Origin of the sequence: Curtobacterium sp. 22159, from assembly GCF_052045775.1 — a bacterium.
GTDB lineage: Bacteria > Actinomycetota > Actinomycetes > Actinomycetales > Microbacteriaceae > Curtobacterium.
Genome location: NZ_JBQEPN010000007.1, coordinates 179,750 through 200,361, shown reverse-complemented (window position 1 = coordinate 200,361; position 20,612 = coordinate 179,750). Strand labels below are relative to the sequence as shown.

General features: G+C 71.8%; 20 protein-coding genes. 13 read left to right on the top strand and 7 right to left on the bottom strand.

The window, feature by feature from the left end:
• Position 1: 1 nt before the first annotated feature.
• Positions 2–529, bottom strand: coding sequence for an N-acetyltransferase family protein (locus tag ACTJKO_RS10500; protein ID WP_440688385.1), 528 nt, complete (start codon positions 527–529; stop codon positions 2–4).
• Between ACTJKO_RS10500 and ACTJKO_RS10495 the strand changes: the two genes are divergently transcribed.
• Genes ACTJKO_RS10495 through ACTJKO_RS10485 form a run of 3 tightly spaced genes read left to right on the top strand, consistent with a single transcriptional unit; the run spans position 528 to position 2,652 of the window.
• The gene (locus ACTJKO_RS10495; RefSeq protein WP_440688383.1) at positions 528–1,136 is read left to right on the top strand and encodes a helix-turn-helix domain-containing protein; all 609 of its coding nucleotides are present in this window, start codon (positions 528–530) and stop codon (positions 1,134–1,136) included. The two genes, ACTJKO_RS10500 and ACTJKO_RS10495, sit on opposite strands and share 2 nt — an antisense overlap.
• Before the next feature lie 22 nt (positions 1,137–1,158).
• Entirely contained in the window at positions 1,159–1,647 is a 489-nt protein-coding gene (locus ACTJKO_RS10490; protein ID WP_440688381.1) for a ribose-5-phosphate isomerase, read from the top strand.
• A gap of 18 nt (positions 1,648–1,665) precedes the next feature.
• Positions 1,666–2,652, top strand: a complete 987-nt coding sequence (locus ACTJKO_RS10485) for an Fpg/Nei family DNA glycosylase (RefSeq protein ID WP_440688379.1) — start codon at positions 1,666–1,668, stop codon at positions 2,650–2,652.
• A gap of 6 nt (positions 2,653–2,658) precedes the next feature.
• On the opposite strand, the gene ACTJKO_RS10480 is transcribed toward ACTJKO_RS10485, so the two are convergent.
• Entirely contained in the window at positions 2,659–4,098 is a 1,440-nt protein-coding gene (locus ACTJKO_RS10480) for an amidohydrolase (protein ID WP_440688377.1), read from the bottom strand.
• A 41-nt stretch (positions 4,099–4,139) separates the two neighbouring features.
• Positions 4,140–4,778: an FMN-binding negative transcriptional regulator gene (locus ACTJKO_RS10475; protein WP_440688375.1), complete on the bottom strand. Its 639-nt coding sequence runs from the start codon at positions 4,776–4,778 to the stop codon at positions 4,140–4,142.
• A 34-nt stretch (positions 4,779–4,812) separates the two neighbouring features.
• Between ACTJKO_RS10475 and ACTJKO_RS10470 the strand changes: the two genes are divergently transcribed.
• Positions 4,813–6,216 carry a serine hydrolase gene (locus ACTJKO_RS10470; protein WP_440688373.1) on the top strand — a complete coding sequence of 468 codons (1,404 nt, stop codon included), beginning with the start codon at positions 4,813–4,815 and terminating at the stop codon, positions 6,214–6,216.
• Positions 6,217–6,219: 3 nt separating this feature from the next.
• Here the strand turns inward: ACTJKO_RS10470 and ACTJKO_RS10465 are convergent, their stop codons facing one another.
• Complete coding sequence (locus ACTJKO_RS10465; protein ID WP_440688371.1) at positions 6,220–6,804, bottom strand: hypothetical protein; 585 nt, start codon at positions 6,802–6,804, stop codon at positions 6,220–6,222.
• A gap of 96 nt (positions 6,805–6,900) precedes the next feature.
• Between ACTJKO_RS10465 and ACTJKO_RS10460 the strand changes: the two genes are divergently transcribed.
• Genes ACTJKO_RS10460 through ACTJKO_RS10450 form a run of 3 tightly spaced genes read left to right on the top strand, consistent with a single transcriptional unit; the run spans position 6,901 to position 9,971 of the window.
• Complete coding sequence (locus tag ACTJKO_RS10460; protein WP_440688369.1) at positions 6,901–8,397, top strand: histidine kinase; 1,497 nt, start codon at positions 6,901–6,903, stop codon at positions 8,395–8,397.
• 39 nt (positions 8,398–8,436) lie between these two features.
• The gene (locus ACTJKO_RS10455; RefSeq protein WP_440688366.1) at positions 8,437–9,099 is read left to right on the top strand and encodes a response regulator transcription factor; all 663 of its coding nucleotides are present in this window, start codon (positions 8,437–8,439) and stop codon (positions 9,097–9,099) included.
• Positions 9,096–9,971: an EamA family transporter gene (locus ACTJKO_RS10450; protein ID WP_440688364.1), complete on the top strand. Its 876-nt coding sequence runs from the start codon at positions 9,096–9,098 to the stop codon at positions 9,969–9,971. Before ACTJKO_RS10455 ends, ACTJKO_RS10450 begins: the two co-directional genes overlap by 4 nt.
• A gap of 36 nt (positions 9,972–10,007) precedes the next feature.
• Here the strand turns inward: ACTJKO_RS10450 and ACTJKO_RS10445 are convergent, their stop codons facing one another.
• The 3 genes from ACTJKO_RS10445 to ACTJKO_RS10435 all read right to left on the bottom strand — a co-directional run bounded on the left by ACTJKO_RS10445 (position 10,008) and on the right by ACTJKO_RS10435 (position 11,716).
• On the bottom strand, positions 10,008–10,160 hold the full coding sequence (locus tag ACTJKO_RS10445) for a hypothetical protein (protein ID WP_440688362.1): 153 nt from the start codon (positions 10,158–10,160) through the stop codon (positions 10,008–10,010).
• Between the two features lie 104 nt (positions 10,161–10,264).
• Entirely contained in the window at positions 10,265–10,585 is a 321-nt protein-coding gene (locus ACTJKO_RS10440) for a hypothetical protein (protein ID WP_440688360.1), read from the bottom strand.
• 99 nt (positions 10,586–10,684) lie between these two features.
• Positions 10,685–11,716: a LacI family DNA-binding transcriptional regulator gene (locus tag ACTJKO_RS10435; protein ID WP_440688358.1), complete on the bottom strand. Its 1,032-nt coding sequence runs from the start codon at positions 11,714–11,716 to the stop codon at positions 10,685–10,687.
• Between the two features lie 101 nt (positions 11,717–11,817).
• Between ACTJKO_RS10435 and ACTJKO_RS10430 the strand changes: the two genes are divergently transcribed.
• The 6 genes from ACTJKO_RS10430 to ACTJKO_RS10405 all read left to right on the top strand — a co-directional run bounded on the left by ACTJKO_RS10430 (position 11,818) and on the right by ACTJKO_RS10405 (position 20,474).
• On the top strand, positions 11,818–13,110 hold the full coding sequence (locus ACTJKO_RS10430; RefSeq protein ID WP_440688356.1) for an ABC transporter substrate-binding protein: 1,293 nt from the start codon (positions 11,818–11,820) through the stop codon (positions 13,108–13,110).
• Positions 13,111–13,129: 19 nt separating this feature from the next.
• A complete protein-coding gene (locus tag ACTJKO_RS10425) occupies positions 13,130–14,002 on the top strand; it encodes a carbohydrate ABC transporter permease (RefSeq protein WP_440688354.1) in 873 nt (290 codons plus the stop codon).
• On the top strand, positions 13,999–14,961 hold the full coding sequence (locus ACTJKO_RS10420) for a carbohydrate ABC transporter permease (RefSeq protein ID WP_440688352.1): 963 nt from the start codon (positions 13,999–14,001) through the stop codon (positions 14,959–14,961). The genes ACTJKO_RS10425 and ACTJKO_RS10420 overlap by 4 nt, the downstream gene beginning before the upstream one ends.
• A complete protein-coding gene (locus ACTJKO_RS10415) occupies positions 14,961–16,316 on the top strand; it encodes a glycoside hydrolase 5 family protein (protein ID WP_440688350.1) in 1,356 nt (451 codons plus the stop codon). The genes ACTJKO_RS10420 and ACTJKO_RS10415 overlap by 1 nt, the downstream gene beginning before the upstream one ends.
• 116 nt (positions 16,317–16,432) lie before the next feature.
• A complete protein-coding gene (locus ACTJKO_RS10410) occupies positions 16,433–19,477 on the top strand; it encodes an alpha-mannosidase (RefSeq protein ID WP_440688348.1) in 3,045 nt (1,014 codons plus the stop codon).
• Between the two features lie 82 nt (positions 19,478–19,559).
• Complete coding sequence (locus ACTJKO_RS10405; protein ID WP_440688346.1) at positions 19,560–20,474, top strand: endo-beta-N-acetylglucosaminidase H; 915 nt, start codon at positions 19,560–19,562, stop codon at positions 20,472–20,474.
• Positions 20,475–20,612: the final 138 nt, after the last annotated feature.

The following is a 20,612-nucleotide window of genomic DNA, read 5'->3' as shown; positions in this document are numbered from 1 at the left end:
TTCAGGACAGCGGCAGCCGCATCAGGGTCAGGTCGAGCCAGCGGTCGAACTTGCGTCCGACCTCGGGCAGGACGCCGACGGTCGCGAAGCCGAGCCGCTCGTGGAGCGCGATCGAGCCGGTGTTCGACGAGCAGATGCCGGCCATCATGACGTGCATCCCCCCGTCGCGCGCGTGCTCGACGAGCGCCGTCATGAGCGTCGTCGCGACGCCGCGCCCCCGGAAGGCCGGCACGACGTACACGCTGTGCTCGACGGTGTGGCGGTACCCCTGGTGGGGGCGGAACGCGCTGTAGGTCACGTAGCCGGCGACCGACCCGTCGACCTCGGCGACGAGCACGGGGAGCCCGGCGGCGCGGCGTTCGGCGAGCCAAGCGTCGAAGTACGCCCTGGGGTGCGGTTCCTCCTGCCAGATCGCGGTGGAGTGCAGGACCGCGTCGACGTGCAGCGCGTGGACGACGTCGAGGTCCCGGGGCTCGCAGTCCCGCACGGTGACCGGCGCGGCGGAGCCCGTCGCATATGCTGTCGTCATGTCTCACATCGTAGACGACGAGCTCGTCGACGAACAACGCGCCCTCGGCGAGCGCCTGCAGCGCCTGCGCACGGAGCGGAAGTGGAGCCTCACCGAGCTCGCCGAGGAGTCGGGCGTCTCGCGCGCCATGATCAACCGGGTCGAACGGGGGGTATCCAGCCCGACGGCGACCATCCTCGGCCGGCTGTCCGGCGCGTTCGGGCTCACGGTGTCGCAGCTCCTCGACGAGGCGCTCGACCCCGAGGTGCCCAGGGGGACCGATCCCGACACGGCGCGGGGCGTGCAGCGTGGCGCGACCGCGGATTCCTGGACCGATCCCGAGACCGGGTACCGCAGGCGTCCGGTCTCGAGCGCGGCGTTCCCCGCGGACGTGACCGAGGTGCGCCTCCCGGCCGGCCGTGAGGTGGCCTACCCGGCGTCCGCGTACGCGTTCCTGCGCCACTGCATCTGGGTGGTCGACGGCGTGCTCGAGGTCGTCGCCGGAGGCGACGCGACGCGGCTCGGCCCGGGTGACCGGATCGAGCTCGGTGAGCCCGCGGACGTCGTGTACCGCAACCCGGGCGAGGAGCCCGCGCGGTACGTGGTCGTGGTGGTCCGGGCCCCGTAGACCGAGGAATAGGATCGGTCCCATGCGCATCCACCTCGGAACGGACCACGCCGGCCTCGAGTTCAACAAGACCCTCGCGACGCACCTCACCGAAGCGGGGCACGACGTGGTGGACCACGGTCCGACCGAGTACGACGCGCTCGACGACTACCCCTCGTTCTGCATCAACGCCGCGCACGCGGTCGTGCAGGACCAGCGCGCCGGCGTGCAGGCGCTCGGCGTGGTGTTCGGCGGCTCCGGCAACGGCGAGCAGATCGCCGCGAACAAGGTCGAGGGCGTGCGGGCGGCGCTGGTGTGGAACGAGTCGACGGCGCTCCTGGCCCGTCAGCACAACGACGCGAACGTCATCTCGATCGGTGCGCGCCAGCACACCGAGGACGAGGCGATCCGCTTCGTCGACCTGTTCATCGCCGAGCCGTTCTCGGGCGAGGAGCGTCACGCCCGTCGCATCGCGCAGCTCGCCGAGTACGAGACGACGGGGCACATCGCCGGTAAGCAGATCGACGAGTAGAGCGGGTAGACAGGGGTCATGCCCGAGGGTCACTCCGTCCACCGCATCGCCCGCCAGTTCGACCTGCACTTCGTCGGCCACGTCTGCGAGGTCTCGAGCCCCCAGGGCCGCTTCGCCGCCGGTGCCGCCAGGCTCGACGGCAAGCGGATGATCGCCGCCCGGGCCGTCGGCAAGCAGATGTTCCTCGAGTTCGAGGACGACCTGTTCCTCCGCGTGCACCTGGGGCTGTACGGGGCGTGGGACTTCGCCGGCGACATCTCCACCGACGCCACCATGCGGAGCGCGAACGGCCGCATGGGGCAGACGAACCAGCGGGGGACCGACCTCGAGCACGTCCCCGACGATGCCGGTGAGGACTCGTTGACGTCGATCGGGGCGCCGCGCCGCGCCCGGTACCGGATGGCCGAGCAGGAGAAGGTCGAGGACCCGATCGAGGCGTTCCCCCCGGACCCCGTCGGCCAGGTCCGGGTGCGGATCCTCACCGAGGACGCCGTCGCGGACCTCCGCGGCCCGACCGCCTGCGTCGTCGAGGACCCGGCCGGCGTGCAGCGCGCTCTCGACAAGCTCGGACCGGACCCGATGAACGACGACGGTCCCGAGGCCCGGCAGGTGTTCGTCGACAACGTCCGGAAGCGGAACGTCGCCATCGGGCAGCTGCTCATGGACCAGGCGGTGGTGTCCGGCATCGGCAACGTCTACCGTGCGGAGCTGCTGTTCCGGCAGCGCATCGACCCGTACAAGCCGGGCAAGGAGCTCACCGTCGAGCAGGCGGAGGCGCTGTGGGCGGACTGGTCGAAGCTGCTCCACGACGGTGTCCGGATCGGTCAGATGATGACGATGGACGACCTCTCGCCGGACGAGTACCGGGCCGCCATGGCGTCGCGGGACGACCGGCACTGGGTGTACCACCGCGCCGGGGAGCCCTGCCGGGTGTGCGGCACGGAGATCCGGATGGCCGAGATGGCCGGGCGCAAGCTCTACTGGTGCCCGACGGACCAGGTGTAGCGGCGCTCAGAGGTCGCGGTGGGTGAACCGCCCTCCGATCGCCGTGGCCAGCACGTGCATGCCGCGGAGCACCGACGACGTCGGCGCGGCCAGCGGGTCCGACTCGACGAGCACGAGGTCCGCGACGTCCCCGACGGCGACGCCGACGCGCCCGTCGGTCGAACCCCGCCAGGCGGTCAGTGCGGAGATCCGCTCGGCCGGGTGCCACGCCGGTCGGCCGTCGCGGTCGCGGCCGACCGCCGCCGCCATCGAGACCCAGGGGTCCAGCGGCGCGACGGGGGCGTCCGACCCGAGCCGCAGCCGCGCCCCGGCGCGGTGGAGTGACGCGAACGCGAACGCGCGGTCGGTGCGGCCGGCCCAGTGGAGGTCGGCCAGGTCGCGGTCGTCCATCGCGTGCTCGGGCTGCACCGACGCCGCGACCCCCAGCCGCGCGAAGCGGTCGAGGTCGGCGGTGTCGAGCAGCTGCGCGTGCTCGATGGTGCCGCGCGACCCGACCGCCTCGAACACGTCGAGCGCGAGGGTGTTCGCCCGGTCGCCGATCGCGTGCACCGCCGGCACGAACCCTGCGTCGACCGCACGTCGGACCATGGCCACGAGGTCCTCGAACGGCCACGCGAGCACCCCCTCGCCCGCGGCCGTCGCCGCGGTCCGGGTGCCGAGCGACCCGTCGGTGATCACCTTGAACGGTCCGGTCCGCACGAGTCCGCGCGTGCCCTCCGCGACGTCGCCGGTGCGCAGCCCCCGCGCGATGGCCGCGTCGAGCTCGGCCGGGTAGACGCCGGAGTCGACCCGGAGTCCGTCCGTGCCGGCCTGCACGCGCCGGGTCCACCGGTCCAGCCCGAACACCATCTCGAGGTCGACCACGCGCGTCACGCCGCGGGCCGCGGCCGCCTCGACGGCGTCCGCGACGGCGGCGTCGAGCTCGTCGTCCGGGACGCGGGACAGGGCGCCGGTCACGTCGAAGGCGTCCTGCTCGCGGAGCACGCCGTCCTCGCCGGCGGCGAGCGGGCGCCCGAGGACGTGCGCGAAGTGGTCGAGTGCCGCCGTGTTGCACCAGACGGCGTGCAGGTCGGCGCCGACGACGACGACCGGGAGGCGCGGCGCGACCCCGTCGAGCAGCTCGCGTCGGGCGGGGCGGGGCCACAGCCCGTCGCGGTACCCGTGGCCGACCAGCACGCGGTCCGGCGCGCCCGTCCTCGCGACCGTCGCGAGGAGCGCGGCCGTCTCCTCGGCGGACCCGCACCCGGAGACGTCGACGCGGCGGCGGACGAGGGCCCACTGGTCGAAGTGCACGTGGTGGTCGACGAGGCCGGGTCCGAGCCAGGCGCCCGACGCATCGACGACGTCGGTGTCGACATCGGTCGGGTCGAGCGTGCCGGCCGGGGCGACCGCGGTGACCCGCCCGTCGACGATGCGGACGTCGGCGGGGGCGCCGGATGTGCCCACCCGCCGGACGGTCCGGAGCAGGACCTCCGTCGTCTCCGCCGTCACGGCCGGTCCGCCGCTGGTGCGTGCACGCGTTCCATCTCGTCCGCCAGCGCGGGGGACGCGTACGGACCGTCCTCGCGGAGTCCGGCGATGATGCGCTCGACGACCTCGGGCGCCTTGTTCTGCGAGAGCTTCGCGCGGGCGTCGAACCGGGTGATCCGGATCCGGATGCCGACGGTGCCCTTCGCCGTGCGCCGGGCGGTCTCCTCGTCGACCCGGAGGGACGCCGGGGACGGCATGACCCGTTCGAAGTGGTCGACGAGGTCGCCGAGGACGCGGAAGTTCTCCTCGTCGGACAGGATCTCCGGCGTGCCCCAGCAGTGTGCGGTGACGTGGTTCCACGTCGGCACGAACTGCTCCGGCGGGTACCAGGCCGGCGACACGTACCCGTGCGGGCCCTGGAAGACCACGAGCACCTCGTGCCGGCCGAGCTCGTGGGCGACCTCGTCGGGTCTGCCCACGTGCGAGACGAGCACGATCTCGTCGCCCGTGTCCTGCTCGGTGTCGAGGAGGACCGGGTAGTGCGACGCGACGAGTCCCGCGTCGGTGTGCGACACGATCGTGGCCCAGGGGTTGCCGTCGATGAGGCGTCGCACCTCGTCGACGTCCGTCATGAGGAAGTGCGGTGTGTGTCGCATGGTCGCCAGCGTGGCACATGGAAGGGTGGTCGTCATGTCGAACCGTGTCGCCTACGAGTCCGTCCTGCCGTACGTCCGGGAGTGGGTGTCGTACAAGGTGTGGCAGCTCCGGGTCCCCGGGGTGCAGGTCGCGATCGGACTCGGCGGCGAGGTGCTGTTCGACGAGGCGTGGGGGTACGCGGACGTCGAGGCGGGTCGGCGCCTCACCACGACGGACCTGTTCCGGATCGCCTCGCACTCGAAGACCTTCACGTCGACCGCCGTCATGCTGCTCGTCGAGCGCGGGTCCCTCCGCCTGGACGACACGGCGGGCACGTACGTCCCCGCACTCGTCGACGGGGGATCGCCGCTCGCCGACGTCACCGTGCGGGAACTGCTCGAGATGGGCGCCGGCGTGATCCGGGACGGGCACGACGGCGACTACTGGTCGCAGCTCCGCCCGTTCCCGGACGAGGACGAACTGCTCCGGCTGCTGCTCGACGACGGGCAGAAGGTCCCGGCCGGGTCGTCGTTCAACTACTCCAACCTCGGCTACTCGCTGCTCGGACTCGTGATCGCCGCCGTCTCCGGCCGGTCGTACGGCGAGTTCGTGCGGGCCGAGATCACCGAGCCGCTCGGGCTGCGGAACACCGGGCCCGACTGGGACCCGTCACGCGCGGACGAGTTCGTGGTCGGCTACTCCGGGCTGCACAACGCCCGCACGCGCCGACGACTGGCGCACGTCGACACCCGCGCCATGGCCGCCGCGACGGGGTTCCACGGCACGGCGTCCGACCTCGTGCGGTACTTCACCTCGCACGTCGTCGGACAGCCGGGCCTCCTCTCGGACCACGCGAAGCGGCTCGTGCAGCGTCCCGCGTGGGGCGCGTCCGACACCGCCGGCCCCAAGGGCTACGGTGCCGGGTTCATCACCGAGCGCATCGGCGGGCGTGAGGTCCGCGGGCACTCGGGCGGGTTCCCGGGCCACATCACCCAGTCGCTGTTCGACCCCGAGTCGGGGCTGGTCGTCTCCGTGCTGACGAGCGCCGCCGCCGGCCCGGCCACACTCGTCGCCACCGCCATCGTGCAGTTGCTCGACGCCGCGGCGGACGACCACGCCCCGGGCGCGGCCGTGCCCGACGACATCGACCCGACGGCGTTCACCGGCCGGTTCCAGAACCCCTGGGGCGTCACGGACATCGCCCTCGTCGGACGCCGGCTGCTCGCGATCGACCCCACCGCACCGGCGCCGCTCGACGCACCGACCCGGCTCGAGGTGGTCGACGGCGACACGCTGCGGATGACGCACGGGCGACGGTTCGGCTCGATCGACGAGGACGTCACCTACCGTCGCGACGCGGACGGACGCGTGCTGGCGATCCGCGGCGACGGTGGCATGACCTCGGAGCCGTGGGCCGTGCCCGAGGAGGCACCCGAGGTGGCGGCCGGACTCGTCTGACCCTCAGCGCACCTCGGCCGACGCCCACAGCCGCGCGGCCCCGGCGGCGACGGGCCGGAGCAGCGGCGGTGCGACGAGGAGCAGCGCCGCGAGGTAGCCGACGCACTGGAACAGGTACGGCAGCGAGAGCACGACGCCCAGGGCCTCCTGCGGGAGCGCAGCGAGGACGGGCGCGGTCGACAGCATGAGCAGCCCGACGAACCACGCGGCGGCGGCGACCGACGCGATCCATCCCAGGGCCCGCCGGGTGCCGCGCGTGCTCCGGGTCGTCCGGATCCCGGCGGCGAGCAGCGCGCCCTGCGCCACGACGACGAGCACCGTGGTGGCCAGACCCGGCGCCGGCCACGAGAGCGCGAAGGCGAGCACGGACACCCCGAGGGCGAGCAACGCGCGGTCCTGCGTCCGCCACCCGGCCGCGGCCGTGGTGCCGGCCGCGACTCCGGCGAGGACCGCGCCGACGGTCAGGACGCCGTTCGGCACCACCCACTGCGTGAGCACGACCGCCCCCGTGACACCGCTGGCGGCAGCGATCCCCGTGGCGACCACCGCGGCCAGCGCGGTCAGACGTTCCCCCGTGACGTTCCCCATGGCACGGAGCGTACCCCGGGGCGGGGGATAACCCCACCCCGGGTCCGGGAGGGGGCAGGATGGGAGAACGCGCGGCCGCCCGCGAGGCTTGGTGTCATGACCGACACCGCCCGCCTCGACCAGGCCGACACCGTCCCGTTGCACGACTCCGTCCCGCCAGGAGCCACCGAACCCATGCCGACCCAGCCGCAGCCGACGCCGCCGACCTGGGCCTCGACCCCGTCCCCGTCGGCAGCCACGGCATCCGGCGCCGGAGCCGGAGCCGGATCGGGCACGGGCATGACCGCCGGCGCGTTCTACCGGGAGGCCTGGCGCCGTCTGCCCCGCGACTTCGGCTACATGGCGCTCACGGCGGTGCTCCTGTGCACCCTGTACTTCGCGTTCCCCGCGGCCATCTTCGGCGGCGGCTCGCACGACCTGTTCAACCCGTTCACGCTGCTCATGTTCTTCATCGCGCTGTTCGTGGCGCGGTGGCTCGGAGCGTTCGAGAAGCTCCGCATCGGGTGGGCCGACGCCCGCCCGATCCGCCCGGTGGACTGGACGCCGCGTTGGCAGCAGAACTGGTGGACCCGCACGGGGTCGGCGGTCGCCAACCCGCACTACTGGCTGTACCTGCTGCACGCGGCGGTCGTCTACCCGCTCGCGGCGCTCTGCACCGTCGGCGCCGGGACGCTCCTGCTCGCCGGGTTCCTGTGGCCGCTCGGCGTCGGCGCCGCCTGGGCGCTCGGCGGGATCGGCGGCCTGTACGTCCCGACCTGGGACACCTCCGGGGTCGCGAGCGTCGGGCTCCTGGGCCTGCTCTCGATGGCGGCGTCGGTCGCCCTGCTCCCGCTCTGGGCCCGCGGGTCCGTCCTGGCCCACTACTGGATCGACTTCGGCCTCCTCGGCGGGTTCCGCGCCGAGCAGCTCGAGCAGCGCGTCGCGGGCCTGCAGGCCTCCCGCGCCGGTGCCGTCACCGCCGAGGGGCAGGCGCTCCGGCAGATCGAACGCGACCTCCACGACGGCCCGCAGCAGCGCCTCGTCCGGCTCCGGATGGACCTCTCCGCCGCGGAGCGTGCGTTCGACAAGGACCCGGTCAAGGCGAAGCAGCTCATCGGTGAGGCGTCCGAGCACGCCAAGGACGCCCTCGACGAACTCCGCGCACTGTCCCGCGGGTTCGCGCCGCCGATCCTGCTCGACCGGGGGCTCGTCGCCGCCCTCGAAGCGCTCGTCGCACGCACCCCGATCCCCGTCGGCCTCGACGTCCGGCTGCCCGAGGGCCTCGAACTCGCGACGGAGATCCAGCGCAACGTGTACTTCACGGTCAGCGAGCTCCTCACGAACACCACCAAGCACGCCGGCGCCTCCACCGCCGGGGTCTACCTCGGCCTCGTGGTCGACGCGTCGGGCCTCTGGTACCTCACGGTGAGCGTCACCGACGACGGCCGCGGTGGAGCACGACCGCAGGAAGGACACGGCATCGAGGGGCTGATGGGCCGGATGCGCGCCCTCGACGGCGAGCTCACGGTGTCCAGCCCCGAGGGCGGCCCCACCGAGGCCACCGCCCGGATCCCGCTCGGTGCCCTGAACGGCGTGCCCACGGCGCGCGCGTGACACCGCGGGGGCGTCCGCGCTCCCGCTAGGCTGGTCGGCATGAGCGACGGCCCGGATGCAGCACGCATCCGGGCCGTCGTCGTCGACGACGCCGTCCTCCTGCGCGAAGGGCTCGCACGGGTCCTCGACGAAGCCGGCATCGACGTCATCGGGCAGTACGCCGACGCGGACGCCTTCCTCGCCACACTCCCCGGAGCCGCCCCGGACGTCGTCGTGATGGACGTCCGGATGCCGCCGACCTTCACCGACGAGGGTGTCCGAGCCGCCGTCGAGACCCGTCGGCTGGCGCCGCGCACGGGGGTGCTCCTGCTGTCGCAGTACGTCGAGGCCACCTACGCCGAGGACGTCCTCGCCGCGGGCGCGACGGGCATCGGGTACCTGCTCAAGGACCGCGTGACCCGCCTCGAGGAGATCGACGACGCGGTGCGCCGGATCGCTGCCGGCGGGACCGTCCTCGACCCCGAGGTGGTGACGCAGCTCATGAGCCGCCGACGCAACCCGCTCGAGGCACTCACCCCGCGGGAACGCGAGGTCCTCGGCCTCATGGCGGAGGGACGCACGAACGCCGCGATCGCCCGCGCACTCGTCATCGGCACCGGCGCCGTCGAGAAGCACGTCTCGAGCATCTTCGGCAAGCTCGCGCTCGAGGACACCGGCGAGGACCACCGTCGCGTCCTGGCCGTGCTGGCCTACCTGGGATGAACCGGGTCCCCGCGCCGGTCCTCGCGCTCGCCGCGATGGTGTCCGTGCAGCTCGGGGCCGCGATCGCGAAGACGCGGTTCGACGACGTCGGCTCCGTCGGCGCGGCCACGCTCCGGTTGGTCATCGGCGCGGTCGTCCTGGCGCTCGTCGTCCGCCCGCGCGTGCGGCACTGGACCCGTGCGCAGTGGATCGGGGCGGTCGGCCTCGGGTTGGCACTCGGCGGCATGAACGTCTTCATCTACGTCGCGTTCGCGAGCATCCCCATCGGCGTCGCCGTCACCATCGAGTTCCTCGGACCGCTCGCGCTGTCCCTCGCGCACACGAGGCGCTGGCGTGACGTCCTCTGGGCGGTGCTCGCGCTCGCCGGGGTGGTGCTCCTCGGGGTCGGGCCGACCGCCGTCACCGCGGTCTCGGGCGTGGTCTTCGCCGTCCTCGCGGCGGTCTGCTGGGCCGGGTACATCGTCATGAACCGGCACGTCGGCGCGACGATCCCCGGCGTCGACGGGCTCGCGGTCTCGATGCTCGTCGCCATGCTCGTGTCGCTGCCGTTCGGCCTGCGGTCGGCGGTGGACGGGGTGGTCCGCGAACCGGGGCTGCTGGTCGTGTTCGGCGCCGTGGCGGTGCTGTCGAGCGTCCTGCCGTACGCGCTGGAGATGCTCGCGCTCCGGCGGATGCCGACCCGCGTCTTCGGGGTGCTGCAGAGCCTCGGACCGGCGATCGCGGCGCTCGCCGGACTGGTGGTCCTCCACGAGGGGCTCGCGGCGCTCGAGGCCGTCGCCCTCGGGTGCGTCACCGCCGCCAGCGCCGGGGTGACGCTGTCCGCGCGCCGTGCGCAGGGGCGGCGTGGAGGAGGCGCGGACCCCGTTCCGTGATCGTGGAACGGGATCTGCGCCTCCTGGAAGACCCGCCTACTCGTCGCGGAGGAAGTCCGCGTACGTGGGTTCCGAGCGCTCACCCGTCAGCAACGCCGGATCGTTGACCCGTCGTTCGACGTAGGCCGCGATGACCTCGGGCGGCGTGAGCACGTGGGCGACCCAGGACGGCACCTCGCTCTTCTTCATGGTGCCTCCTCCCAGTACGTTGCTCGAGGGAACCGAAAGTCTCGATCGTCGAGTTACTTGCTGTACTGGTGTTCCGTAAACGATCCTCTTGATGGGCGTGGAAGTCAACGCGGTGCGTTCTCCGGACTGTTGCCGGACCGCGCGCGCAGGGTCCGGTGCTTGACCGCGGATCGCCACACCCAGGCGTTCGCTTGCTGACCGAACTGCGCCCACTCGACGAGGACGGCGTCCCTCGTCCAGCTCTTGGCGAAGGCCTTCACGCGGACGTGGAAGGTGGGGAACTGGATCCACGCCCAGACCGGCATCGGGGTGACGGCGTGGCAGACGTCCGGCCCGCGGGCGTCCTCGGACAGCGAGTAGGCGCGCGGACGCTCGACCTCCGGGTGTTCCGGGGGCTGCCACCGGTTCTCGCGACGCCGTCCCACGACGGTATTCGAACGTGTGTTCGATCGGACGTCAAGTCGGCCGCGCCACCGGTGTCCACCGACGATCGTGGATCGGCGTGTCGACGGGGTGGGAGGGTGTCAGTCGGCGGCGCGCCCGGTCGACTCGCGCACGCTCAGCGTCAGCGACGGCCCGGGTCGCGAGGGGAGCGGCGCCCCGGCGTCGATCTGCTCGCGGAGCAGCGTCGCCGCCCGTTGCCCGAGCTCGACGGTGTCGCGGGTCAGGGAGGTGATGGACGGGCGGACGAGCCGGATCATCGCGGAGTCGTCGAACGACACGATGGAGACGTCACCCGGCACGGCGACGCCCATCTCGCTCGCCACGCCGAGGCCCGCGACGGCGAGCACGTCGTTGTCGTACACGATCGCGGTCGGGCGGGTGCTCTGCGACAGCAGCGTCCGGGTCGCGCGCGCGCCGGCTTCGGCGGAGTAGTCGGTCGGGATGGACACGGGGTCGCCGAGCCCCTCCGCGGAGGTGAACGCCCGGACGCGGTCGATGCGCATGGCCGTGTGCTCGAACTCCGGCCGCCCGGCGACGTGCGCGATCCGCCGGTGCCCGAGTGCGTGCAGGTACCGCAGCACGGTGTCGGTGGCGTCCGAGTCGTCGATCCACACGCTCGGTGCCGCACCGTCGGCGGAGGGGTGCGAGCCGACGACGACCGTCGGCATCCCGAGCTCGGCGAGCAGGGCGAGTCGCTCGTCGTCGCGCCGGGGGTCGATCACGATGACCCCGTCGACACGGTGTCCGCGCCACCAGTCCCGGTAGGTCTCGAGCTCCTCCGCGGCGTCCCGGGCGACGAGCAGGTTCATGCCGACGTGACTGCCGGCGAGCCCGAGCTGGATGCCGGAGATGAGGTCACCGAAGAACGACTCCGTGCCGAGGGTGCGTGCGGGCCGGTTCAGCACGAAGCCGATCGAGCCGGCACGTGCACCACCCAGTGCGCGGGCGGCGGTGTGCGGCTGCCAGTCGAGTTCACGGGCGACCTCGCGCACCCGTCGGCGGGTCTCGTCGGAGACGCCGGGCCGGTCGTTGAGCGCGAACGACACCGCGCTGATCGACACGCCGGCGCGTGCGGCGATGTCGGCGATCGTCGTTCGACGTTTGATGACCACGACTTGACTATAGCGCTTTAGTCCTTCACAGTGGCTGCCACACAGCGGTTCTGCAACGAGTGCTGAACCGGTTCAGCAGGATGACGAGGGAGTCAGACGCCATGAGGACCACCACACGCACGCGGACGGGGAGTGCCGTCGCACTGCTCGCCGGGGTCGCCGCGACGGCGCTCGCCCTGACCGGATGCTCGAGCGGCAGCGGCGGCACGAGCGCCGGTTCCGGGGACGTCAGCGGCACCATCACGCTGCAGACCTGGGCGCTCACGCCGACCTACACCGACTACCTCGACGGTGTGATCAAGGACTTCGAGAAGGCCCACCCGGACGCGAAGGTCAAGCTCCAGGACCAGCCCGGCGACGGCTACGCCGACAAGGTGCTCAGCCAGGCGTCGTCGAACTCGCTGCCCGACGTGATCAACCTCCCGCCGGACATCGCCCTGCCGCTCGCCAAGCGCGGGTTCCTGCAGGACGTCTCGAAGGACGACACCAAGCTGGCGAGCACCTACGTGGCCGGCGCGCTCGACTCGTACCAGTACAAGGGCCTCGACGGCACGTACGGCTACCCCTGGTACCTCAACACCGACGTCGACTACTGGAACAGCGACATGTTCGCCAAGTGCGGTCTCGACGCGGACAACCCGCCGAAGACCACCGACGACCTGTTCACGCAGGCGAAGACCATGCACGACAAGTGCCCGGACGACTACCTCATGAGCCGCAAGCCCGGCCTCGGCGACTTCACGCTCGCGGGCGTCAAGGTGCTCAACAAGGACGGCTCGAAGTTCACCTTCGCCGACTCGTCGAAGGCCGTGGACCTCATCGACCGCTACAAGACCGCGTACCAGGACGGCTACATGCCCTCCAACGTGCTCAACAGCGACTACCTCGGCAACTCGACGCTCTTCACGCAGGGCAAGGTCGCGTGGACCACCGGCGGCGCCACCTCGATCGCCGACTTCGTGAAGAACAACCCCTCGCTGAAGGGCAAGGTCACGGTGAGCCCCGCCCTCGACACCCCGCCGCTGTACGTGCAGGGCCTGTCGGTGTCCAGCAAGTCGAAGCACCTCGCCACGGCGGAGGCGTTCGCGAAGTTCATGACGAACGCGAAGAACCAGGAGGCGTTCGCGCACCTGGTGAACATCTTCCCGTCGACCACCTCGTCGCAGTCCGACCCGTACTTCTCGAAGGATGACGGCACCGTGAACGGCAAGGCCCGCGTGCTCGCCAACGAGGCGCTCAAGAAGGCGAAGGTGCTCAACCCGGTCGAGGCGAACTCCGCGATGACGGACTTCCTCGACCAGCAGATCGCCCTCGCGATGAAGGGCGAGGTGACGCCGGAGAAGGCGCTGCAGACCGCCCAGACCAAGATGAACAGCCTGCTGGCCAACGGCTAGCCGGAACGGGAGGATCGTCATGCGCGCGAACCGTTGGTTCACCCCCTGGTTGCTCGTCCTGCCGGCGCTCGTCTGGCTGGTCGCGTTCAGCCTCTGGCCGTCGATCAACACGGTGCGGCTGTCGTTCACGAACGCCAGCCCCCTCGGCGGTGTCAGCCAGTGGGTCGGGTTCCGGAACTTCGAGACCCTGCTCGCGGACCCGCAGGTGTGGCAGGCGCTGCTCAACAGCGTCATCTACATGGCGATCTGCCTGCCGCTGCTGACGGTCCTCCCGCTCCTCATCGCGGTGCTCGTGCAGCAGAAGCTGCCCGGGATCGCGTTCTTCCGCACGGCCTACTACACGCCGGTGATCGCCTCGGCGGTGGTCGTCGGACTCATCTGGACGTGGATCCTCGACGACCGCGGCGTCATCAACGAGATGGTGAAGGCGCTCGGCGGGGCGGGGATCCCGTTCCTCACCGACCGGTGGCTGCTCCTCGTCAGCGCCATCAGCCTCACGGTGTGGAAGGGCCTCGGCTACTACATGATCATCTTCCTCGCGGCGCTCGGGAACGTCGGCAAGGACCTCCACGAAGCCGCCGCCCTCGACGGCGCCGGCGCGGTCCGACGCTTCTGGTCGGTGACCATGCCGGGCGTGCGGGGGACCATGACGCTCGTCGGGATCCTCGTGTGCGTGTCCGCGCTCCGGGTGTTCAGCGAGCTCTACATCCTCACCAACGGCACCGGGGGACCGGGCGGGCAGGACAACTCGCTCGTCATACTCATCCAGCAGTACGCCCGCGGCTTCACCGGCAACCTCGGTTACGCGTCCGCCCTGAGCCTCCTGCTCTTCGTCGTGACGCTCATCCCGATGCTCGCCCTCGCCCGCATGAACAGCAAGGCCGACAAGTGACGAACACGACCACCACCAGCGAACCGGTGCTCGGCGGCGCCACCGGCGCAGCAGCACCCGCAGCCGACGTGAGCGGTGCGACGGAACCACGCCGCGCCTCCCGTCCGCCCCGCCGTCGACGCGCCGCCTGGGGCGTCATGTCGACCCGCGAGAAGGTCGTCCGCTACGTCCTGCTCGTCGTCGTGCTGTTCATCACGATCGGGCCGTTCCTCTGGCAGCTCTCGACCTCGCTCAAGGGCCCTGGCGAGGACATCTACACCGCGAACCCGTCCTTCATCCCGACCGAGCCGACGATCGCGAACTACCTCAAGGTCGCCGCGGCGATCCCGGTCTGGCGCTACATCGGCAACTCGCTCCTCGTCGCGGCGATCGACGTCGTGGGGAACATCGTGTTCGCGACACTCGCCGGCTACGCCCTCGCACGCCTCCAGTGGCGGTTCCGGAAGGCCGTGCTCGGCCTGTTCCTCGCCACCCTCGTGCTCCCCGGCGAAGCGACGATCATCAGCCAGTTCGTCACCGTCAAGGACCTCGGGCTCGCCGACAACCTCGTCGGTGTCGCCCTGCCCGGCATGATCGCGGCGCTCAACGTCCTCCTCATGTTCAACGCGTTCCGGCAGATCCCCGACGAGATCGACCAGGCCGCGGTGATGGACGGCGCCAACGCGATGCAGCGGCTCCGCTACATCTCGCTGCCGGCGGTCCAGGGCACCATCGCCGTCATCGCGATCTTCTCGTTCATCGGCGCGTGGGACGACTTCCTCTGGCCGCTCATCGTGCTGCAGTCGCCGGAGAACCTCACCCTGACCGTCGGCCTGCAGTACCTGCAGGGCACCTTCGCCACCGACCAGCGCATGATCGCCGCCGGCACCATGATCGCGTTCATCCCGATCGCCGTGATCTTCGCCGTCCTCCAGCGGTTCTTCTTCAAGGGCGTCGAAGAGGGCGGGGTGAAGGGCTGATGCGCTTCGGCGTCAACCACACCCCCTCGGTCGGCTGGTTCCACTCGTGGCTCGACTTCTCGGCGGCGGACACCGCCCGCGACATGGAGGCGATCGCGTCGCTCGGCGCCGACCACGTGCGGATCTTCCCGCTGTGGCCGGTCGTCCAGCCGAACCGGACGCTCATCCGACAGGCGGCGCTCGACGACGTCGCCACCGTCGTCGACATCGCGGGCTCCTTCGGGCTCGACGTGAACGTCGACGCGCTGCAGGGGCACCTGTCGAGCTTCGACTTCGTGCCGTCGTGGCTGGACAGCTGGCACCGGCGGAACATGTTCACCGACCCGGACGTGGTCGCCTCCACGGCCGCGTACGTCCGGGCGCTCGCCGGAGCGGTCGCCGACAAGCCGAACCTGCTCGGGATCACCATCGGCAACGAGGTGAACCAGTTCGCACACGCACCGCACCCGACACCGCACGAGATCACGGCGGAGCAGGGGCACGCGTGGGCGGCGGCGATGGTCGCCGCCGCCCGGGACGGCCTGGCACCGGGACGCCCCGGTGGCTCGGGACGGGAGGTGCGGCGCGGGTCCGCCCCGCTGGTCACCGTCGCGCAGTACGACGCGGCCTGGTACGACGACGCGCAGCCGTTCGGTCCGGAGCACGCGGCCGACCACGGCGACGCCACGGTCACGCACTCGTGGGTGTTCAACGGCTCGGCCGCCCTGCACGGGGCGCTCGGCGCCGGTTCGGTGCGGCACGGGGAGTACTTGCTGCAGCTCGCCGCCGCGTGGAACCGCGACCCCGCACGGCCGAACTGGCTGCAGGAGGTCGGCGCCCCGACGAACGTCGTCGACCCCGTCGACGCCGCGACGTTCACGGACCGGACGATCCGGCACGTCCTCGACGCGCAGCAGGTCCTCGGCGTGACGTGGTGGTGCTCCCACGACGTCGCCCGGTCGCTCGCGGACTTCCCCGAACTCGAGTACGACCTCGGCCTGTTCACCAACGACGGCCGGCTGAAGCCCGCGGGCGAGGCCTTCGCGGCGCTCGCGCGGGAGCACGGACGCCGTGCCGCTCCCGCGCCCGCTCCCGTCGCCGCACCGTCCACGGCGCTCGTGCTCGACGACGTCCTGCCCGACGGGACCACCCGGTACGGACTGCGCGCCGACTGCGCGCCCGGCGGCCGGTTCAGCGCCGCATGGCTCGCCCTCGCCGAGGCCGCACCGGACGGACGCGGTCCGCAGGTCGTGCTCCGGTCGCGGCTCGCCGACGACGACACGACCGCGGCGCGTGGCATCGTCTCGGTGGTCGAGGTACCGGCGGAGCTCGACGGCACAGCCCTGACCGTCGCCCACCCCGCCACCATGCCCTGACCCGGCCCGACCGCTCGTCCCGGCTCCACCCGCACGACCGCTCCACCCGCACGACCGCTCCACCCCGCCCGTCCCGCCGGCACCGACGCCGGCCCTCCCACGCCAGGAAGGTCCCCATGCACGACGACATCCCCCTCACCACCGGACGGGCACGACGTGTCCTCGACGAGCGGATCCTGCCCGCGGTGCACGCGACCGCGACGCCCCTCGCGGCCGCGTGGCACGAACTGCCCGGCGAGCCGATCCCGCCCGCCGACGGACTCCGGCTCGCGTTCGAACCGTACGAGGTCGGCACGACGTGGGGCGCGGCGTGGGGGACCACCTGGTTCCGGCTCACCGGCACGGTGCCGAGCGCGTGGGCGGGCCGCCGGATCGAGGCCGTCATCGACCTCGGGTTCGACAAGAACATGCCGGGCTTCCAGTGCGAGGGCCTCGTGTACCTCGCCGACGGCTCGCCGGTGAAGTCGATCAACCCCCGCAACCAGTGGGTGCTCGTCACCGAACGCGCCGAGGGCGGCGAGACTGTCGAGCTCTTCGTCGAAGCGGCCTCGAACCCCGTCCTGCTCGACTACCACCCCTTCCTGCCGACGCAGGAGGGCGACGTGCAGACCTCGTCGTCGAAGCGTCTCTACACGAGCCGCCGCATGGACCTCGCCGTGTTCGAGTCCGAGGTGCACGAACTCGCGCTCGACATCGAGGTGCTGCTCGGGCTGCAGGCGGAGCTGCCCGAGGGACCGCGGCGCATGCGCATCCTCCAGGCGCTCGACGACGCACTCGACCGCCTCGACCTGCAGCACATCGCCGAGACGGCACCGGACGCCCGCGCGGCGCTCGCCGACGTGCTCGCCGCGCCCGCCGAGGCCTCGGCCCACACCATCTCCGCCGTCGGCCACGCGCACATCGACTCCGCGTGGCTCTGGCCCGTGCGGGAGACCATCCGGAAGGTCGCGCGCACCACCTCCACGATGACGGAGCTCATCGACCAGACCGACGACTTCCTCTACGGGATGTCGAGCGCGCAGCAGTACGCGTGGATCAAGGAACACCGGCCCGAGGTCTACGCGCGCGTCACGGCCGCCGTCGAAGCGGGACGGTTCCTGCCGATCGGCGGCATGTGGGTCGAGTCCGACACCGTGATGCCGACCGGCGAGAGCATCGTGCGGCAGTTCTCGCAGGGACAGCGGTTCTTCGAGCGGGAGTTCGGGATCCGACCGAAGGGCGTCTGGCTGCCGGACAGCTTCGGGTACTCGCCGGCGCTGCCCCAGCTCATGCGCCGAGCCGGGTTCGAGTGGTTCTTCACGCAGAAGATCTCGTGGAACCAGGTCAACAAGTTCCCGCACCACACGTTCCTCTGGGAGGGCATCGACGGGTCGCGCGTGTTCTCGCACTTCCCGTCGATGGACACGTACAACTCGCAGCTGTCCGGCAGCGAGGTCGCGAAGGCGTCGCGGCAGTTCCGTGAGAACCGGCTCGCCACCGGATCGATCGCGCCGGTCGGCTGGGGTGACGGCGGTGGCGGCACCACCCGCGAGATGACCGGCACCGCGAAGCGGCTCGCCGACCTCGAGGGGAGCGCCAAGGTCCGCTGGGAGCACCCCGACGCGTTCTTCGACCGGGCCAAGGCCGAGCTGCCGGACCCGCCCGTGTGGGTCGGTGAGCTCTACCTCGAGCTGCACCGCGCCACCCTCACGAGCCAGCACGGCACGAAGCAGGGCAACCGCCGGTGCGAGCAGCTCCTCGTCGAGGCCGAACTCTGGGCCGCGACCGCTGCCGCGCGCACCGACTTCACGTACCCGTACGACGAGCTCGACGCCCTCTGGCAGCAGGTCCTCCTGCAGCAGTTCCACGACATCCTGCCCGGCACCTCGATCGCCTGGGTCCACCGCGAGGCGGTGGCGAAGTACGCCGAGACGGCCGAACGCCTCACCGCGATCATCGACCGGGCGTTGTCGGCACTCGCGGGGGAGGGGGACGCGACGGTCGTCGTGAACCCGGCCCCGTTCCTCCAGGCCGGCGCACCCGCACAGGGCGCGGTCCTCGCAGCCGACGTGGCGGACGCGACCCCGGTGGCGCTGTCCGAGCAGGACGGCGGGTGGGTGCTCGCCAACGACCTCGTGCGCGTCGTCGTCGACGGGCGGGGGCTCGTGACGAGCGCCGTCGACCTGACCACCGGACGCGACGCCGTCGCCCCCGGGCAGGTCGCCAACCTGCTGCAGCTGCACCAGGACTTCCCGAACATGTGGGACGCGTGGGACGTCGACCGCTACTACCGCAACCGCGTCGAGGACCTCGTGTCGGTCACCGCCCTCACCGCCACCGTCGACGAGGGCACCGGCGTCGCCCGCGTCGTCGTGGAGCGGGCGTTCGGCGACTCGACGGTCACCCAGGAGATCACCCTCGCACCCGGCTCCCGGACACTCGAGTTCGACCAGACGACCGACTGGCACGAGACCGAGAAGTTCCTCAAGGTGGCGTTCCCGCTCGACGTCCGCGCCGAGCACACCGTCGCCGAGACGCAGTTCGGGGCGCAGAAGCGGGTGACCCACACGAACACCTCGTGGGAGGCCGCGAAGTTCGAGACCTCGATGCACCGCTACGTGCTCGTCGAGGAGCCCGGCTTCGGCGTCGCCCTCGTGAACGACTCGATCCACGGCTTCGACACCACCCGCGACGCCGTCGACGGCCACGTCACGACCACCGTCCGGCTCTCGCTGCTGCGCGCCCCGCGGTTCCCCGACCCCGAGACCGACCAGGGCGTGCAGACGCACCGGTACGGCCTCGTGGTCGGCACCGACCAGCTCGGGGCGACCGCCGCAGGCGTCCGCATGAACGCGGCCGCCCGGACCATCACGGGGGCGAACGGCTTCGAGCCGCTCGTGCAGGTGTCCGGCGACGTCGTGCTGTCGAGCGTCAAGCTCGCCGACGACCGCTCCGGGGACCTCGTCGTCCGCGTGTACGAGCCCGTCGGACGTCGGGGGACCGGCGGCATCGCCGTGGCCGACGGCGCGGGCACCCGCTTCGGCGAACCGGTCGAGGTCAGCCTGCTCGAGGAACGCGACGACGCGCTGCCCGGCGTCGCCTCGACCACCGACGGGGTCGCGGCCTTCCCGGTCGCTGCCTACGAGGTCCGCACCTTCCGGTACCCCCGCGTGCGCGCCTGAGACCCCGCCGCCGGGACCCGGGGTCCCGGCGGCGGCCCCGGCCGGCGACCGTCGGCCGGTTCATCACTCGAAGAGGAGTGTCATGAAGAAGTCCATGAAGTTCGGGATCGTGGCGGCGCTCGCCGCGATGGTGGCGGCGCCGCTCGTGCCGTCCGCAGCGACGGCGGCGACGGCAGGGGCCGCGCCCGCCGCGACGTCCGCCACGAAGTCCGGGCCGACGAGCATCGCGTACGTCGAGGTCAACAACGACGAACTCGCGAACGTCGGCCGGTACCAGCTCGCCAACGGGGCGAACGCGTTCGACGTCGCGATCATCTTCGCCGCGAACATCAACTGGAACGGCTCGAAGGCCGTCCTGTACAACAACGACAAGGTGCAGGCGACGCTCGACGCAGCGGCGACGCAGATCCGCCCGCTGCAGGCCAAGGGCATCAAGGTGTCGCTGTCGATCCTCGGCAACCACCAGGGGGCCGGGATCGCGAACTTCACCACCCAGGCCGCAGCGCAGGACTTCGCGTCCCAGGTCGCCGCCACGGTGTCGAAGTACGGTCTCGACGGGGTCGACCTCGACGACGAGTACGCCGACTACGGCACGAACGGCACGGCGCAGCCGAACCAGCAGTCCATCGGCTGGCTCATCAGCGCGCTCCGCGCCGACATGCCCGGCAAGCTCATCTCGTTCTACGACATCGGACCGGCGGCCTCGTCCCTGTCGTCGTCGAGCAGCACGATCGGCTCGAAGCTCGACTACGCCTGGAACCCCTACTACGGCACGTACTCCGCGCCGTCGATCCCGGGGCTCGGCAAGGACCGTCTGTCCGCGGCGGCCGTGGACATCCAGAACACGTCCCAGTCCACCGCGGTGTCGCTCGCGCAGCGGACCGTGTCGGACGGCTACGGCGTGTTCATGACGTACAACCTGCCGGGCGGCGACCGCTCGGCGTACGTGTCGGCCATGACCCAGAAGCTCTACGGGCAGGCCGCGACCTACTACTGAGGTCGCGTCCGCGGCGGCTCGCGCCCCGCGTCGTCCGGGCACCGGCCTGGAGGCGCGGGGCGCGTCCGTCCCGTCGGTCGCCTCGGTGGGCCCGGGCGATCCGATCCCGCAGCCGAGTCCCTCGCGGCAGCGGTCGTA